This window comes from Exiguobacterium sp. R-39 (assembly GCF_049942815.1).
Classification (GTDB): Bacteria; Bacillota; Bacilli; order Exiguobacteriales; family Exiguobacteriaceae; genus Exiguobacterium_A.
This window is the reverse complement of record NZ_CP187965.1, coordinates 2,369,127-2,384,867: the sequence shown is the minus strand read 5'-3', so window position 1 is coordinate 2,384,867 and position 15,741 is coordinate 2,369,127. Positions and strand designations below refer to the sequence as shown.

Here is a 15,741-nt window from a genome sequence, read left to right as displayed (position 1 = left end):
TTTTTTGTGCGAAAGGGGGATTTCCATGCAACGTTTGAAACAGCTTCATCCATTGACGGTCGGGGTTTTGCTCGGGACATTTTTTGCCCGGCTCGGGACTTTCATCACGATGCCGTTTTTTGCGATTTACTTATCGGTCGTCCTGAAGTTCAGCCCGGTCGACGTCGGTTGGATTCTCAGTATTTCGGCCATCGCCAGTCTCGTCATGAGTTTCGTCGGCGGGACATTATCCGACCGCTATGGCCGGCGGACGATGATGCTCAGCGGAACGTTTGGTTTCGTGCTCGTCTTTATCGGACTGGCACAAGTCGAGACGTTTTGGGCGTTTTTCATCTTAAGTGCTTTGAATGGCGTTTTTCGTTCCATCTTCGAACCGTCGGCGAGGGCGTTGATCAGTGATACGACGGAGGAAGAAAACCGGTTGTTCGTCTTTAACATCCGTTATACGTGCATCAACATCGCAGCCGCGATCGGACCGGGGATTGCGTTGTTGCTCAGTGCCGGAAATACGGCGATTACCTTCTATATTACAGCGTTCGTCTATCTCGGCTACGGCGTCGCCATCTTCATCCTGTTCAAGCGGCACCCGATCACGGAAAGTCACGGCGGGAAAAAGGTGTCGTTCGGCGCAACGGTCCGTCTGCTGAAGACCGACGTCGCCTTTACGTTCGCGCTCGCCGGCATCATCTTCGGCGTCTTCGGATACAGTCAGTTCAACTCGACGTTGCCGCAGTTTTTGACGACGACGACGTTATTGTCGGGCGGGACGAGTTTGTTTGCCTTGTTGATTACGATTAACGCGATCACGGTGCTCGTCGTCCAGTACCCGATCATGAAGTTTGGCGTCAAGACGTCACCGCTCGTATCGATTACGGTCGGGATTGCGACCGTTGCCGTCGGTTTGTTCGTTATGGGAACGGCCGGTACGGTCTGGTTGATGATCGGCGCGATGTTCATCTTCACATGCGGGGAAGTGATGATGTTTACGATGACCGACATTTTGACGGACAGCTTTGCGAAACCGGAACTGCGGGGAAGTTATTTCGGGGCGATGGGCTTGACGTCGATCGGTCAATCGGTCGGACCGGTCATCGGCGGACAATTATTACTTTATTTTGGACCGGAACGTCCGCTGCCGATTTTCGGTGTTTTAGCGCTCATGACCGTTCTCGGAATACCACTGCTCCTACTGTCACAGCGGGTTCACCGTCAAACGAAACCGGAACAGGAAAAGGAAGTCGTCTCACTTTAGAGTCATTCTCACTGAAAGGCTCCGTTTTGAGAAAAAACCATGAGCGATGACGCTTGAATAATGTGGTATGATTCATTAAGATTAGAATGATACTAAATTAGTAACTCTCGTGAACTGAATCGTCAGACACGAAATGAATAGATGGAGGGATTCTACATGAAGGCTTCACACTTAAAGATTGAAGATTTACACGTTGCAATCGACGGCAAAGAAATCTTGAAAGGCGTCAACTTAGAAATCAAAGGCGGCGAAATCCACGCGGTCATGGGACCAAACGGGACTGGTAAATCAACACTCGCATCTGCATTGATGGGTCACCCGACTTACGAAGTGACATCAGGATCAGTCACACTCGACGGCGAAGACGTCCTCGAAATGGAAGTCAACGAACGTGCACAAGCAGGGATGTTCCTCGCGATGCAATACCCAAGCGAAATCAGTGGTGTGACGAACTCAGACTTCCTGCGTTCAGCAATCAACTCACGCCGCGAAGAAGGCGATGAAATCTCACTCATGAAATTCATCCGTCAACTCGACGCACAAATGGGTCTTCTAGAAATGCCGGGCGAAATGGCACACCGTTACCTCAACGAAGGTTTCTCGGGCGGAGAGAAGAAACGGAATGAAATTCTCCAAATGACGATGCTGAAACCAGCAATCGCGATCCTTGACGAAATCGATTCAGGTCTTGATATCGATGCACTTAAAGTCGTCGCAAAAGGTGTGAACGAAATGCGTTCACCTGAATTCGGCTGCTTGATCATCACGCACTATCAACGTCTCTTGAACTATATCGAGCCTGATTTCATCCACATCATGATGGGCGGAAAAATCGTCATGTCTGGTGGTAAAGAACTTGCTCACCGTCTCGAAGCAGAAGGTTATGACTGGGTTAAAAAAGAACTCGGCATCGAAGAAGTCGAAATCGAAACAAAAGCGTAAGACGAGGGAGGAAGCATGATGACTGTAGAACTGAATCTTGCCGTAAATCGCGAGGCAGTGGCAGAACGTGCGACTCGCTTAGGGGAACCGGCTTGGATGATTACCAAGCGTCAAGATGCACTTGATCTTGCCCCGACGCTCGCATTGCCAAAAGTAGAAAAAATTAAAATCGGTGGCTGGAACTTCACAGAAGGTACAGCAGATCTCGAAACGGTAACTGGTTTGACACCGGATATCGAATCGTTGATCGGTGAAAACCGTGACCATATGCTGATTACGCGTAACGGACAACTCGTCCACGCGCAAAACAGCGAAGCGACGAACGGCGTCATCTTCACGACGCTTGAAGACGCAATGAAGCACCATCCGGAGCTCGTCGAGAAATACTTCATGACAGAAGGCGTCAACGTCAACGAAGATCGTCTCGCAGCACTCAACGCAGCACTCATGAACGGCGGTACATTCCTATACGTACCAAAAGGCTTGAAGTTGACTGTTCCAATGCAGGCGATTTATACGCTGGAACAAACAGGCGGTGCGTTGTACCACCATGCAATCATCATCGCAGATGCTGACAGTGAACTGACGTATATCGAAAGCTTCGTCTCGTACGGAGAAGAAGCACATAACGTCAACGTCGTCACGGAAGTCTTCGTCGAAGACAATGCGAAAGTTCTTTTCGGAGGCGTCGATACGCTTGCGAAAGGTGCTGTCACGTATATGAACCGTCGCGGTGTCGTCAAACAAGGCGCGAAGCTCGAATGGGCACTCGGTCACATGAATGACGGACACACGATCACGGAAACGAAAACACACCTCGTCGGTAACGATTCGTTCTCGGATACGAAAGCCGTAACGGTTGGTCGTGGCGATCAAAAACAAAACTTCAACGTCCGGACAGACCATTTTGGTAAAGGTTCGGAAGGTTTCATCTTGATTCACGGTGTTCAAAAAGATTCGGCAACATCGATCTTCAACGGAACATCCATGATTCATCATGGCGCTTCAAAATCAAACGGTGTGCAGACGGAACGTGTGCTCATGTTGTCTGAAAAGGCACGTGGTGACGCGAACCCGATCCTCTTGATTGATGAAGATGATGTCATGGCAGGACACGCGGCATCTGTCGGCCGTGTCGACGAACTCCAACTCTACTACTTGATGAGCCGCGGTCTTTCACGTAAAGAAGCAGAACGTCTTGTCGTTCATGGTTTCTTACAACCGGTCGTTTCAGAACTCGCGATTGACTCTGTCAAAGAACGTCTCGTTCAAGTGATCGAAGGGAAAGTAAACTAATATGGGAATCGATGCATCCATCCGCAATCAGTTTCCGATTCTTGACCAACAGGTTAATGACCGGAAACTCGTCTATTTAGATAGTGCGGCTTCGTCACAAAAGCCGCTCGTCGTCATCGAGGCGATTGAGAACTACTACAAGACGGTTCATTCGAATGTGCACCGTGGCGTCCATACGCTCGGAACACGAGCGACGGATGCGTACGAAGGTGCGCGTGAGAACGTACGTCGTTTCATCAAGGCGCAACACCATGAAGAGATTATCTTTACCCGCGGTACGACGACGGCGATCAATATCGTCGCCTCAAGTTACGGAATGGAGCATGTGGAAGAAGGGGACGAGATTGTCGTCACGTACCTCGAGCACCATGCGAATCTCATTCCGTGGCAACAAGTCGCGAAAAAGAAAAAAGCGAAACTGAAATATGTGGATTTGACGGCAGACGGTCGCGTGACGATCGAAGCGGTCAAAGAACAAATTTCTGATCGGACGAAAATTGTGGCAATGGCCCACGTTTCAAACGTCCTTGGAACAATCAACCCGATTAAAGAAGTCACGCAACTTGCCCATGCTGCCGGTGCCGTCATGGTCGTCGATGCTGCGCAAAGCGCGCCGCATCAACAGATTGATGTCACCGATCTCGACTGTGATTTCCTGGCGTTTTCGGCACATAAGATGTGCGGACCAACCGGTATCGGTGTCTTGTACGGTAAAAAAGCATTGCTCAATGCGATGGAGCCGGTCGAATTCGGCGGTGAGATGATTGACTACGTCGGGCTGGAAGAGTCGACGTTCAAACCATCACCGTACCGGTTCGAAGCAGGAACACCGATCATCGCCGGGGCAGTCGGTTTATCGGCAGCGATTGATTTCTTGGAACAAGTCGGACTCAGTAACATCGAAGCCCACGAACGTGAGCTCGCCCAGTATGCGATGGCACAAATGCGTGACATCGAAGGGCTGACGATTTACGGTCCGGAAGAACGCGTCGGTCTCGTCACCTTTAATCTCGGTGATGTCCACGCACATGATGTCGCGACGGTCCTCGATATGCAAGGAATCGCCGTCCGTGCCGGTCACCATTGCGCGCAACCACTGATGCGCTGGCTTGGAGCCAGTTCTACGGCACGAGCCAGCTTCTACCTGTATAATACAAAGGAAGAAGTAGACGCATTAGTGACAGGACTTCGCCAAACGAAGGAGTATTTCAGTCATGGATTTTAACAATCTCGATCACTTGTACCGTCAAGTGATCATGGACCACTATAAAACGCCCCGCAATCGTGGTGCGATTGACGGTGGTGTGACAATCGATATGAACAATCCGACATGTGGCGACACAATCCGTCTGCAACTCGCCATCGAAGACGATATCGTCAAAGATGCGAAGTTCGACGGAGAAGGATGTTCCATCAGTATGGCGTCTGCGTCGATGATGACACAGGCCGTCAAAGGAAAAACAGTCGAAGAAGCATTACAACTCGCCAACGTCTTTTCCGAGATGGTTCAAGGAAAAGACTACGACGATGAGAAATTTGATCTGGGAGACGCAGAAGCACTGTCTGGTGTGACAAAATTCCCGGCGCGAATCAAGTGTGCGACACTTGCCTGGAAGGCGCTCGAACGCGGCGTCGAAGAAGGGAAGTAACTTCGGTCAGTAAGTAAGAGGAGGAAACGAACATGGCTAAGAACATGCCTGAAATTGGCGATTATAAATATGGTTTCCACGATCGCGATATCTCGATCTTCCGTTCTGGACGCGGCTTGACGACGGAAGTCGTCGAGACGATTTCTAAAATGAAGGAAGAACCGCAATGGATGCTTGATTTCCGTCTGAAATCACTTAAGATTTTCAACGAACAATCAATGCCAGCATGGGGCGGCGATTTATCAGATCTTCGTTTTGATGATATCACGTATTACGTCAAGCCATCAGAACGTGCTGAAAAATCTTGGGATGAAGTACCGGAAGAAATCAAACGCACGTTTGACAAACTCGGAATCCCGGAAGCGGAGCAAAAATACCTCGCAGGTGTTTCCGCGCAGTATGAATCAGAAGTCGTTTACCACAACATGAAGAGTGAACTGGAAGATCAAGGGATCGTCTTCAAAGATACAGATACAGCACTGAAAGAAAACGAAGATTTATTCCGTGAGTACTTCGGGAAATTGATTCCGCCGACAGATAACAAGTTCGCTGCCCTCAACACAGCGGTTTGGTCGGGTGGATCATTCATCTACGTACCAAAAGGTATCAAGATGGACACGCCGCTTCAAGCCTATTTCCGGATCAACTCGGAAAACATGGGTCAATTCGAGCGGACGTTGATCATCGTTGACGAAGAAGCATCGGTTCATTACGTCGAAGGATGTACAGCACCGGTCTACACGACGAACTCGCTTCACTCAGCAGTCGTTGAGATCTTCATCAACAAAAACGCGTACTGCCGTTACACGACGATCCAAAACTGGGCGAACAACGTCTACAACCTCGTTACGAAACGTGCGATTTGTGAAGCCGGCGCGACGATGGAATGGGTCGATGGCAACATCGGTTCGAAATTGACGATGAAATACCCTGCTGTCATCCTTAAAGGGGAAGGCTCACGCGGTATGACATTATCAATCGCCATCGCGGGTAAAGGACAACACCAGGACGCAGGTGCGAAAATGATTCACCTCGCACCAAACACGTCGTCTACAATCGTTTCGAAATCGATTTCGAAACATGGTGGTAAAGTAACGTACCGTGGGATTGTCCACTTTGGCCGTAAAGCAACCGGCGCACGTTCGAACATCGAATGTGACACGTTGATCATGGACAACCAGTCGACATCAGATACGATTCCGTACAACGAAATTCTCAACGATAACATTTCGCTTGAACACGAAGCGAAAGTATCGAAGGTCTCGGAAGAGCAATTGTTCTACCTGATGAGCCGCGGGATTTCACAAGAAGAAGCAACTGAAATGATCGTCATGGGCTTCATCGAGCCGTTCACAAAAGAATTGCCGATGGAATATGCGGTCGAAATGAACCGTCTCATCAAGTTCGAGATGGAAGGTTCAATCGGATAATTTGTTTCTCAATCTCTCATCTTCGGATGAGGGATTTTTTTGTACACAGGTAAAAGAGGGTAAAGGATTGAAAAAGGAGGGCGTCATCATGCGTAAACTCATCTATTCTTTTCAAGTCTCGCTCGACGGCTACATCGAGGATGCGTCGGGCAGCATCGCGTTTGCGTCACCGGACGCGGAACTGCATCAGTATTTCAATGACTATGAAAAAGCATTTGATACCCATGTCTACGGCCGTCTTCTGTATGAGATGATGCAATACTGGGAAACGGCCGATCAGGAAGATGAACCGATCATCGTCGAGTATGCGAGAACATGGCAGGCACTTGAAAAAGTCGTCTTCTCGCAAACGTTGACGGCCGTTGAGGGGAATGCCCGTCTTGCGAACCGGTCGCTCGCTGAGGAACTCGCGGCATTGAAGCAGGCGCCCGGCAAACAGATTGCAATCGGCGGAGCGACGCTCGCGGCAGAAGCCGTCCGTCTGGACTTGATCGACCGCTACCATATCGTCATCTATCCCGTCCTACTCGGAGGTGGCAAGCGGATGTTTCCGTTGTTTGAGCAACCGTTGTCCTTACGGCTCGTTGATCAGCAGACATTTGCTTCCGGCTGTATCGCCTTAACGTATGAACGGATCCGGAATGATTGATTCAAAAGGTGAGAAGGCTGATGAAATAGGCAGTCCATCCCCCTGATTTTTGCAGGAGTGGGAAGGATCTGCTTGTTTTTTATATGGAAAACCTGTGTCTTTTCCAAGACGAGCTTTGAAGAAGAAATTCCCGATTCCGCTATGCTATGATAAAAAATATGCAACGCACACAGATGAGGAGGGAGCAGGATGATTTATGTCGGCGTGACCGGTTGGGGCGATCACGACAGCCTCTATCCGACACCACAGGACCGGAAGGAAAAGCTTGCCGCCTATGCGGGCCACTTTCCAGCAGTCGAGGTCGATTCGACGTATTATGCGATTCAACCGGAACGGAATTATCAAAAATGGGTCGCGGAAACACCCGACGACTTTCGATTCATCGTCAAGGTCCACCGGGCGATGAGCGGTCATGACCGGGAGAACAAAGACCCGCTCGGTCCAATCTTTGAACAGTATCTCGCTTCGATTGAACCGATGCGGCAGAGTGGAAAGATTGCGGCGATTCTCGTCCAGCTTCCACCCTGGTTCGACGTCAGTAAAGTGCATCTTGAATATCTTCAGACAATCCGGAAATCGCTTGCCGGACTGCCTGTCGCGATTGAGTTTCGTAATCCGTCCTGGTATTCGGAGGCTTATCAGGAACGGACACTCCGGTTCTTAGCCGAGCATCAGTTCATCCATACGATTTGTGATGAGCCGCAGACGGAAGACGGATCGGTGCCGTTCGTCCCGGTCGTCACACAGGAGACGGCATTTGTCCGGCTGCACGGCCGGAATGTCGCCGGATGGCTGAAGAAGCCCGGACAAAGCAGCGAGGACTGGCGGAAGGTCCGGTGTCTATACCGCTATTCAGAAGAAGAATTACAAGAGTTGGCCCTACATATCCGTTCACTTGCCGAACAGGCAAAAGACGTGTATGTTTTCTTTAATAACAACTCAGCAGGAGATGCCGTGCCGAATGCTAAACGGTTGATCGAGATTTTAGGTCTCGATTATGAATCGCTCGCGCCCCGGCAAATTTCACTGTTTTAATACCTGGAGGAGGCTTATGCGTGAAGTTACACGTCATTCATTATAACGATCTGCATTCACACTTTGATATGTGGCCTCGCTATATGTCGTTTATGAAAGAACACCGGACATATGACTCCCTCGTCTTTGACTTGGGGGACCATGCCGACCGGGTTGCACCAGCAACGGAAGCGACACAAGGAAAAATCAATACGCACCTGTTAAACGAACTTGACCCTACAGCAGTCACAATCGGAAACAATGAAGGCATCACATTTCCGCATGAATGGCTGGCGGAACTATACAGCGATGCGACGTTCCCGGTTCTAGTCTCGAACTTGTCGGCTCCGTTCGCCAAAGCCGGGATGATTCAGGAATTACCGACAGGAAAAGTCGGCATCTTTGGGCTGACGGCGCCGTATTATGAATTGTACGATTTACTCGGTTGGTCGATTGAAAATCCACTTGAAGCAGCTGCCCGCGAAATCGAAGCCTTGCGGGATCAGGTCGATGTACTGATCTGTCTCAGTCATCTCGGTTTTTATCAGGACGAAGAGCTGGCGGAACGGTTCCCGGAGCTTGATTTGATCATCGGAGCGCATACGCATCACGTCCTCGATGACGGGGTCGTCAAAAACGGTGTGTTGATTGCCCAGGCTGGAAAGTATGGTCAGTACGCAGGGGAAATCTACTTAAACACGGATACAGGCGAAAAAGAGGCGGTCCTGCATGCGCTTGAAGCGTATCCGGCAGACGAGGCGACAACGGTCTTACTCGATAAAGAACAGTATTTAGCAGAACGTCAGATGAAACAACCGATTGGCCGGACATCAGGTCTAGCGAATGACTGGTTTAATCCATCACCGTTTACACAGCTGCTTGCCGATACGATGCGGGACTGGTGTCAGGCGGATCTTGCCTGTGTGCCGGCCGGTATGCTTCTTGGTTCATTGTCCCCGGGACCGGTCTCGTCTTACGATTTACACCGGCTTTGTCCGCATCCGATCAATCCGTGTAAAGTGACGATGACGGGGGTTGAATTAAAACAATTCATCACCGAAGTCGATACGAACCGCTTTGAACAATTAAAAGTCCGCGGACTTGGTTTCCGCGGGAAGCTGATGGGCAAGATGCATTATGCCGGAAACCGTCAACATCTGGATGACGAAAAACATTACACCGTGGTCCTTCCGGATATGTTTACATTTGGTCCTTTATTTCCGGAAATCAAAGAAATGCCGAAAGAATATTTCATGCCGGAATTGTTACGGGATCTGCTCTTTGATCGCCTATCGGAGCAGTCAGAATTTGGTGAATTACCCATCCGCAAACACTGAATATTTGTTATACTGTAACAGAAATCAGGTCAGTTTTTTACGGATAAAGGGGGAAACCGATTCATGGGACGCAGAGAGATACAACGTAAACCAGAATGGCTGAAAATCAAGCTGAACACGAATGAGACTTACACAGAACTCAAAAGTATGATGCGTGAAAAAAAGCTTCACACGGTATGTGAGGAAGCAAAATGTCCGAACATTCACGAGTGTTGGGCTGTGCGCCGGACGGCGACATTCATGATTCTTGGAAGCATCTGTACACGTGCATGCCGTTTTTGTGCCGTGACGACAGGACGTCCAAATGAACTTGACTTAGAAGAACCGAAACGCGTTGCGGAATCCGTTCGTCTGATGAATCTGAAGCATGCCGTCATCACAGCAGTTGCGCGTGATGACTTAAATGATTTCGGGGCAGGGGTATATGCAGAGACGGTACGGGAAGTCCGTCGCATGAACCCGGAAACATCAATTGAAGTCTTACCGTCCGACATGGGTGGGAACTTCGAAGCGTTGCAGACGCTGATCGAAGCCAAGCCGGACATCATGAACCATAACATTGAGACAGTTCGTCGTCTGACACCGACCGTCCGGGCGAAAGCAACATACGATCGGACACTTGAATTCCTGCGCCGTTCAAAAGAACTGGCTCCTGAAATTCCGACGAAATCGAGTCTGATGTTAGGTCTTGGTGAGACATGGGAAGAAATCTTACAGACGATGGATGACTTACGGGCGAATGATGTCGACATCATGACGATTGGTCAATATCTCCAACCGACGAAAAAGCACTTGGATGTCATCAAGTACTACACGCCGCAAGAGTTTGCCGAACTCAAGCAGATTGCGCTCGGAAAAGGGTTCTCGCATTGTGAAGCCGGTCCGCTTGTCCGTTCGTCTTATCACGCCGACGAACAGGTCAATGCTGCGAAAAAAAATAAGGCTGCTCTACCGATTGATTGATACTGACAGACCGTCCGCGCCATCTGCGAGGACGGTTTTCTGCTGTCTGACGATTCGTTTTCAATCATGATTATGGTAAGATAAAAGAAGCAGGGGGTGGAAAAATGATACAAGTCAATCGTGAAAGATATGAAATCGTCGAAGAAAAACGGGAAGGATTCCACGAAGAAGCCTTCATCGGCCGCTTTAGCGATGTGCTCGAAAAATATGACTACATCGTCGGAGACTGGGGACACGGACAATTGCGGCTCCGTGGTTTCTATGAAGATAACCATGAAAAAGCAACGTTCGATACAAAAATCTCCCATGTGGCGGATTATTTGTACGAATACTGCAATTTCGGCTGTGCCTATTTTATCGTCAAACGGATGGAATTCGTAGAAGGAGAAGAAGCACCACCTCGCTTCGACGGATCTTCAGCGAATACGTTAAAACTGAAACGGAAGTTTTCGGCGGCGAAAGAAGAGACGGAAGAAGAGCAGTAATCAAAATGACATCTGAAAAGACGTTTCTGAATGGGTGATTTCGGCTAATAGTATAGTATCACGCACCTATAGGGGGAACTATCCATGAGAATCGTCGGAATCTACCATTCAGTACCAGAAGTCGTCAGTGCTGTTCATGATTTACGTGTCGCAGGTGTTGTATCAACGGATTTAAAAGTCATTGCCCATGATCGATATGATTTGGAACAAATCGAGGAATTGGCAGATTTGAATAATCATCAAACATCAACACGTCTGTCGCAAGAAGAACACATGAATCTGTGGCAGGAGATCAAAGGGATCTTTAAAAAAGACAGTGCCGGTTCTTCACACAGTGATGTTCTCGAAGCAAGCGGCTTGACGAAAGATGATGTCAACCGTGCCAACAAAGCAGCGGAAGAGGGACAATTCGTCTTACTCGTCGGCGACGAAGCGGATCAACATTCTGAACGTAAAGCCCACGATGAATCAGATAATACCAACGTCTTTAGCGGTCCTAACACACTCAATGAGCGGAACGACCGGTTACTGTAACAGTAAAAAACAGCCAACTCCCTCGGGAATTGGCTGTTCTTTTGCTTACAGACCGATATAGTCGCGTAAGTATCCTTCAAGTTCATCCGCCGCTTCATCCTCTAAATCAAAGGCATGAGCGATATAGCCGGGTTCATCAAAGTCATCCGTACCGATGATGGCAAACCGGTTCGATAAGAGATTCAACACTAAAATCTTTCCGAAAAAATGTTCGGAATGGGTGATCGCTAAATCAAACCGGCTCGTCTCTCCGATCCAGCAAACGAATCGGGTTTTCGTCTGTTCGACGTCATCATATAAAAAATCACGTTCTTGCATCATCTGTCAGTTCCCTCATTTCCTTCATCTCTGCTTAGATTAAAGGGTTTGGGGAACCTTTTGCAAGTACGGTTTACGTGAAAGGCTGTGTTCTGCGATGACTTTCCGGATTGTCCGTGTTTTTGAGCGCATGACGAGTGATGTCGTCTCAACGATATCATCGGTCAAGAAACGGACTCCGTCGAGCATTTCGCCGGTTGTGACGCCGGTTGCAGCAAAGATGCAGTCGTCACTTTTAATCAGGTCATCGAGTGTCAACAATTGCAGCGGATCGGCAAGACCCATCCGGATGACACGTGCCGTTTCTTCCTCATTCATCGGGTGCAGACGGGCCTGCATGTCGCCCCCCATCGCCTTGACGGCCGCTGCCGTGATGACGCCTTCCGGTGCCCCACCGGTTCCGATGAAGATATCGATTCCTGTCGATGGCGAAAGCGGAGCGATTCCTGCTGACACATCGCCGTCTTCAAACAGACGGACACGGGCACCGACACGCATCGCGGCTTCCCGGAAGTGGTCATGGCGTGGACGGTCCTGCATGATGACGGTGACGTCTTCAATCCGTTTATGATTCAATTCCGCTGCTTTTTGAATGATGAATTCAAGCGGATCGTCAAGTGAGACATGGCCTTTTAAGTTCGGTCCGACGGTCAGTTTATCCATATACATATCCGGTGCGTGTAACAAGGCACCTTGATCGGCGACCGCGATGACGACCATCGCATTACCGAGACCTTTGGCAACGATGTTCGTCCCTTCGAGTGGATCGACTGCGATATCGACGATTGGTCCGTTTGACGTCCCGACTTTTTCGCCGATGAATAACATCGGTGCTTCGTCGAGTTCTCCTTCACCGATGACGACCGTTCCTGCCATGTTGACTGTGTTTAAGACTTCGCGCATGGCCGTTGTTGCCGCATCATCGGCTTCGTTCTTTTTCCCCCGGCCAATCCATTTGGCGGATGCCAGTGCAGCTGCTTCTGTTGCTCGGACGATTTCTAGTGCTAATTCGCGTTCCATCTATGAATAACCTCCAAGTCACTTAATGTGACATACTATTTTCGTAAAAATCTAAATTGAGGATAACACATTGGACAATGTGATGCAAACAGCCTTTCTGCTTTTCATGTTTCGCCGATAGAGCTAAAATGAAGGATGTGAGGGGGAATGTAAGGTGTATTTTGTAAATCGTGAAAAGATTGAACAAACCGTTGTTTGTTTTGAAACGGCATTGCGTCAAAGCAAAGAGTTAACGGGGGATGCTTTGACAGTTTCACTTGCGTGGGAACGGATCGGGTTTTTAGTGATTGAAAGTATCATCGATATCGGGAACAGTATGATTGATGGTTTCATCATGCGTGATCCGGGAAGTTATGAAGATATCGTCATGATTTTAGAAGATGAACGGGTCATCGATGCGTCACTTGCGACGAGCTTAAAACGGATCGTTGCATTGCGGACACGAATCGTCCGTGAATTTACGACATCGAGTACGGCAGAGATCCGGACTGTTCTTTTTGAGGAAGAAACGCAATTGCGTCGTTTTCCGGACGCCGTCCGACATTATTTAGAGACAGAACTCGGACCCGTCTCTGCATTTTTACCAAATGAGGAGTGAGCCAGGATGAAAGCACAAGGATATTTATTTGATTTAGACGGTACGATGTATAACGGGACAGAACCGGTCAAAGAAGCAGTCGATTTCGTGAACCGGTTGCAGGAAGAAGGCGTACCGTATCTGTTCGTCACGAACAATGCTTCGATGACGGCAGAAGCGGTCGCGGAAAAATTACGCGGCATGGGTGTCCACTCGAACGCGGAACACGTCTTAACAAGTGCGATGGCGACAGGTCGCTACATCGCAGAACTCGATCCGGGTGCGAAGGTCTATGCAATCGGAGAAGGCGGGCTGATTGATGCTCTTGAGCGTCAAGGCTTACAGGTCGTCGCAGACCAGCATGCCGACTATGTCGTCATCGGTCTTGACCGTCAGATTACGTATGAGAAGTTAGCGGTCGGAGCCCTCGCGATTCGGAGCGGAGCCCGTTTTATCTCGACGAACGGAGATATCGCGATTCCGACAGAACGCGGATTCTTACCGGGGAACGGCGCATTAACATCCGTTTTACGCGTGACGACAGAAAAAGAACCGTTTTATATCGGGAAACCGGAACCGGTCATGGTCAATATCGCAGCAGAAATGATTGGACTTGCGAAAGAAGACCTCATCATGGTCGGGGACAACTACCATACGGACATCTTGTTCGGCATCAATGGTGGCATCCGGACGATGCATGTCAATTCCGGCGTCCATACACCGGTCTTCATTCAAGGACAAGACGCGCAACCGACCTATATGGTCGATACGCTGGCGGAATGGATTCTCTAAACAAAAAAATCCCCATTGACGGATGAACTGAACCAAAAAAGTTAGACAATAAATAATTTGTCAGGCGACCTTGAGGACCTGAGTCCGGTATTCCACCGGGCTCAGGTTTTTTAGTCGTCTCTTGATACGACGATGGTTATAGTACTCGATGTAACGCTCGAGCTCACATTTGAAGTGGTCCATGTCATCGAACTCCTTGAGATACAGGAGCTCTGACTTGAGCACGGCGAAGAAGCTTTCGATGGCTGCGTTGTCGAGACAGTTGCCCTTACGGGACATGCTTTGCGTAATGCCGTGCTCGTGGAGCGTACCAGTGAACGCTCTATATTGATAATGCCACCCTTGATCGGAATGGAGGATTGGTCGGGCTTTCCCGTCGAGCTTCCCGATTGCCTTGTCTAACATTTCACCAACGAATCGATATGTAGGGCGGTCCGATAGGGTATAGGCAATGATCTCACGGTTTCCCAAGTCCATCATCGGCGACAGGTAGAGCTTCTCACCGAACAGGTGAAACTCAGTGACGTCAGTCACCCATTTCTGGTTCAGGCCGGTGGCCTTGAAGTCCCGTTGGAGAAGATTCGGTGCGACCTCTCCGACCCGTCCTTTATAGGAGCGGTATCGCTTCATGCGGACGAGACATTTGAGACCGAGCTCGTTCATGAGACGGCGCACGGTCTTCGGATCGTGCCGGAAGCCCTGGCGTTCGAGAAGTGCGTGGATGCGACGATAACCACATCGTCCCTCGTGTTCGTGGAAGAGGGTATGGATGGCTGCCTTCACCTCCGCATACTTGTCTTCGCCCGTCAGGCGCGTCCGCCAATAGTAATAGACGCTCCTGGCCATTCCGAGCACGCGGAGGAGTCCCGGAACGGGATAGATTGACCGCAATTCGTCGATTACTTGTGCCTTGATCCGGTTCGTCGCGCATTCTCTTCTTGAACCAAGGCTTTCAATTTTTTTAACGCAGCGTTCTCCATCTCGAGATACTCGATCCGATCTTTGAGCTTCTCGACTTCTGTCATCTCTTCAAAATCCTTCTTCTTGCGTCTCGTCATCGGGGCACGTCCTTTCGGTTTGGCGACCAGACCTGCGGTCCCTTCCCGTTCATACGTCGATCGCCATGTCGAAATCATCCCCGGGGAGGAAATTCGGTATTTTACGGCCGTCTCTCTATTGGACAGCTTATTGGTCGCCATGTCGTTTAATACCTCCAGTTTAAATGCCAGCGAGTGTGTTGTATAGGAAGGATCGAAGATCGTTTCCCCCCAGCGCTCATAGAGATGTGACCACTCACGGACCAGGTTATGCGTTATCCCGAATTCTTTCGCCACACCTCGGTATCCGTCTCGTCCTGTCAGATAACGCTCAGCGACCTGGACTTTAAACGCCTTTGTATATTTGACCATAAAAAACACCCCATAAAAGTTGGATTTTTATGTCCAACTTTTATGGGGCAGTTCAGGATGTCAGTGGGGATTTT

The 15,741-nt window shown here is 49.4% G+C and carries 17 protein-coding genes; 14 read left to right on the top strand and 3 right to left on the bottom strand.

Annotation, left to right across the window (positions count from 1 at the left end):
• Positions 1-25: 25 nt before the first annotated feature.
• The 12 genes from ACP26N_RS12525 (at position 26) to ACP26N_RS12470 (ending at position 11,551) form a co-directional block, all read left to right on the top strand.
• Positions 26-1,252 (top strand): MDR family MFS transporter, encoded by a 1,227-nt coding sequence (locus tag ACP26N_RS12525; RefSeq protein ID WP_426353958.1) that lies wholly within the window; start codon positions 26-28, stop codon positions 1,250-1,252.
• A gap of 156 nt (positions 1,253-1,408) precedes the next feature.
• Entirely contained in the window at positions 1,409-2,194 is a 786-nt protein-coding gene (gene sufC / locus ACP26N_RS12520; protein ID WP_012371204.1) for a Fe-S cluster assembly ATPase SufC, read from the top strand.
• Between the two features lie 18 nt (positions 2,195-2,212).
• Positions 2,213-3,490, top strand: coding sequence for a Fe-S cluster assembly protein SufD (gene sufD, locus ACP26N_RS12515; protein WP_426353956.1), 1,278 nt, complete (start codon positions 2,213-2,215; stop codon positions 3,488-3,490).
• A 1-nt stretch (position 3,491) separates the two neighbouring features.
• The gene (locus ACP26N_RS12510) at positions 3,492-4,715 is read left to right on the top strand and encodes a cysteine desulfurase (protein ID WP_012371202.1); all 1,224 of its coding nucleotides are present in this window, start codon (positions 3,492-3,494) and stop codon (positions 4,713-4,715) included.
• Entirely contained in the window at positions 4,705-5,139 is a 435-nt protein-coding gene (sufU, locus tag ACP26N_RS12505; protein WP_012371201.1) for a Fe-S cluster assembly sulfur transfer protein SufU, read from the top strand. The genes ACP26N_RS12510 and sufU overlap by 11 nt, the downstream gene beginning before the upstream one ends.
• Before the next feature lie 32 nt (positions 5,140-5,171).
• Complete coding sequence (gene sufB / locus ACP26N_RS12500; protein ID WP_026827635.1) at positions 5,172-6,569, top strand: Fe-S cluster assembly protein SufB; 1,398 nt, start codon at positions 5,172-5,174, stop codon at positions 6,567-6,569.
• Positions 6,570-6,657: 88 nt separating this feature from the next.
• The gene (locus ACP26N_RS12495) at positions 6,658-7,218 is read left to right on the top strand and encodes a dihydrofolate reductase family protein (protein ID WP_426353955.1); all 561 of its coding nucleotides are present in this window, start codon (positions 6,658-6,660) and stop codon (positions 7,216-7,218) included.
• Between the two features lie 189 nt (positions 7,219-7,407).
• Positions 7,408-8,253, top strand: a complete 846-nt coding sequence (locus ACP26N_RS12490; protein WP_131502154.1) for a DUF72 domain-containing protein — start codon at positions 7,408-7,410, stop codon at positions 8,251-8,253.
• 20 nt (positions 8,254-8,273) lie between these two features.
• Positions 8,274-9,569 (top strand): 5'-nucleotidase C-terminal domain-containing protein, encoded by a 1,296-nt coding sequence (locus ACP26N_RS12485; protein ID WP_131502153.1) that lies wholly within the window; start codon positions 8,274-8,276, stop codon positions 9,567-9,569.
• Positions 9,570-9,632: 63 nt separating this feature from the next.
• Positions 9,633-10,532, top strand: a complete 900-nt coding sequence (gene lipA, locus ACP26N_RS12480) for a lipoyl synthase (protein WP_131502152.1) — start codon at positions 9,633-9,635, stop codon at positions 10,530-10,532.
• Between the two features lie 104 nt (positions 10,533-10,636).
• Positions 10,637-11,017 (top strand): YutD family protein, encoded by a 381-nt coding sequence (locus tag ACP26N_RS12475; RefSeq protein WP_131502151.1) that lies wholly within the window; start codon positions 10,637-10,639, stop codon positions 11,015-11,017.
• An 84-nt stretch (positions 11,018-11,101) separates the two neighbouring features.
• Positions 11,102-11,551, top strand: a complete 450-nt coding sequence (locus tag ACP26N_RS12470; RefSeq protein ID WP_131502150.1) for a general stress protein — start codon at positions 11,102-11,104, stop codon at positions 11,549-11,551.
• 45 nt (positions 11,552-11,596) lie between these two features.
• Here ACP26N_RS12470 and ACP26N_RS12465 read toward each other — a convergent pair whose 3' ends face one another.
• Positions 11,597-11,872 carry a DUF3055 domain-containing protein gene (locus ACP26N_RS12465; protein WP_131502149.1) on the bottom strand — a complete coding sequence of 92 codons (276 nt, stop codon included), beginning with the start codon at positions 11,870-11,872 and terminating at the stop codon, positions 11,597-11,599.
• Positions 11,873-11,908: 36 nt separating this feature from the next.
• Complete coding sequence (glpX, locus tag ACP26N_RS12460) at positions 11,909-12,889, bottom strand: class II fructose-bisphosphatase (RefSeq protein ID WP_188004629.1); 981 nt, start codon at positions 12,887-12,889, stop codon at positions 11,909-11,911.
• Positions 12,890-13,043: 154 nt separating this feature from the next.
• On the opposite strand from glpX, the gene ACP26N_RS12455 reads away from it, so the two are divergent.
• Entirely contained in the window at positions 13,044-13,487 is a 444-nt protein-coding gene (locus tag ACP26N_RS12455) for a DUF86 domain-containing protein (RefSeq protein WP_131972352.1), read from the top strand.
• Between the two features lie 6 nt (positions 13,488-13,493).
• Entirely contained in the window at positions 13,494-14,258 is a 765-nt protein-coding gene (locus ACP26N_RS12450; RefSeq protein WP_131502146.1) for a TIGR01457 family HAD-type hydrolase, read from the top strand.
• Positions 14,259-14,318: 60 nt separating this feature from the next.
• Here the strand turns inward: ACP26N_RS12450 and ACP26N_RS12445 are convergent.
• A protein-coding gene (locus ACP26N_RS12445) for an IS3 family transposase (protein ID WP_426353953.1) occupies positions 14,319-15,667 on the bottom strand; the annotation gives its coding sequence in 2 pieces (ribosomal slippage) (positions 14,319-15,208 and positions 15,208-15,667; 1,350 coding nt in all).
• Positions 15,668-15,741: the final 74 nt, after the last annotated feature.

Excerpts from the sequence above, each read along its gene's own strand:
- sufD (WP_426353956.1), top strand. The coding sequence starts at position 2,213 with ATGACTGTAGAACTGAATCTTGCCGTAAATCGCGAGGCAGTGGCAGAA.
- sufU (WP_012371201.1), top strand. The coding sequence starts at position 4,705 with ATGGATTTTAACAATCTCGATCACTTGTACCGTCAAGTGATCATGGAC.
- ACP26N_RS12495 (WP_426353955.1), top strand. The coding sequence starts at position 6,658 with ATGCGTAAACTCATCTATTCTTTTCAAGTCTCGCTCGACGGCTACATC.
- glpX (WP_188004629.1), bottom strand. The coding sequence starts at position 12,889 with ATGGAACGCGAATTAGCACTAGAAATCGTCCGAGCAACAGAAGCAGCT.
- sufC (WP_012371204.1), top strand. The coding sequence starts at position 1,409 with ATGAAGGCTTCACACTTAAAGATTGAAGATTTACACGTTGCAATCGAC.
- ACP26N_RS12525 (WP_426353958.1), top strand. The coding sequence starts at position 26 with ATGCAACGTTTGAAACAGCTTCATCCATTGACGGTCGGGGTTTTGCTC.
- ACP26N_RS12450 (WP_131502146.1), top strand. The coding sequence starts at position 13,494 with ATGAAAGCACAAGGATATTTATTTGATTTAGACGGTACGATGTATAAC.
- ACP26N_RS12475 (WP_131502151.1), top strand. The coding sequence starts at position 10,637 with ATGATACAAGTCAATCGTGAAAGATATGAAATCGTCGAAGAAAAACGG.
- sufB (WP_026827635.1), top strand. The coding sequence starts at position 5,172 with ATGGCTAAGAACATGCCTGAAATTGGCGATTATAAATATGGTTTCCAC.
- lipA (WP_131502152.1), top strand. The coding sequence starts at position 9,633 with ATGGGACGCAGAGAGATACAACGTAAACCAGAATGGCTGAAAATCAAG.
- ACP26N_RS12465 (WP_131502149.1), bottom strand. The coding sequence starts at position 11,872 with ATGATGCAAGAACGTGATTTTTTATATGATGACGTCGAACAGACGAAA.
- ACP26N_RS12470 (WP_131502150.1), top strand. The coding sequence starts at position 11,102 with ATGAGAATCGTCGGAATCTACCATTCAGTACCAGAAGTCGTCAGTGCT.
- ACP26N_RS12490 (WP_131502154.1), top strand. The coding sequence starts at position 7,408 with ATGATTTATGTCGGCGTGACCGGTTGGGGCGATCACGACAGCCTCTAT.
- ACP26N_RS12510 (WP_012371202.1), top strand. The coding sequence starts at position 3,492 with ATGGGAATCGATGCATCCATCCGCAATCAGTTTCCGATTCTTGACCAA.